Genomic DNA, 569 nt, shown 5'->3' with positions numbered 1-569 from the left:
CAGATGCACTTAGTCGCTTGACTCTATCATTTCAGATACCTTGCGGCTCTTCATGACAAAGTGTTGCGTGGTGCTGCGCACTAAGGCGTACACAGCACTTGATACTATCTTCTACCCAAGTCGGCGATTTGTTCGGATCAGAGTTAACTTATCCGTTCATTTCGCCGCTTGAATTGGCTTCTTCAATTTGTTAAAGATCGGGCGTTTTACAACGCAAACAGAAACTTACTCATTGCCTCGGCAATGAATCTGCTTGTGTTTGCATTGGGTGGGTGGTGGAGGATGACGGGATCGAACCGACGACCCCCTGCTTGCAAAGCAGGTGCTCTCCCAGCTGAGCTAATCCCCCGCTAAATCCGAAATACCGCGTTGCTCGGTCGCTCATGTACAGCTGTACATGTCGCTCCCTCGCGCCTTGTCTTTCGGCTTTATCGCTTACTGCAAATCTGTCTCGCGACAGGTTTACTGGTGGGTCTGGTTGGACTCGAACCAACGACCCCCGCCTTATCAAGACGGTGCTCTAACCGGCTGAGCTACAAACCCAGTCTACTTCCCGATGTTGAGCAAAA

Annotated in this window: 2 tRNA genes; both read right to left on the bottom strand. The window is 50.6% G+C overall.

Features of this window, described 5'->3' with window-relative positions:
• Positions 1–273 precede the first annotated feature (273 nt).
• A tRNA-Ala gene (locus ACFOKJ_RS04705) sits at positions 274–349 on the bottom strand.
• 117 nt (positions 350–466) lie between these two features.
• A tRNA-Ile gene (locus ACFOKJ_RS04700) sits at positions 467–543 on the bottom strand.
• Between the last annotated feature and the right edge of the window lie 26 nt (positions 544–569).

The organism is Vogesella amnigena (assembly GCF_042648905.1).
Taxonomy (GTDB): Bacteria; Pseudomonadota; Gammaproteobacteria; order Burkholderiales; family Chromobacteriaceae; genus Vogesella; species Vogesella amnigena.
This window is presented reverse-complemented; position numbering and strand designations above follow the sequence as displayed.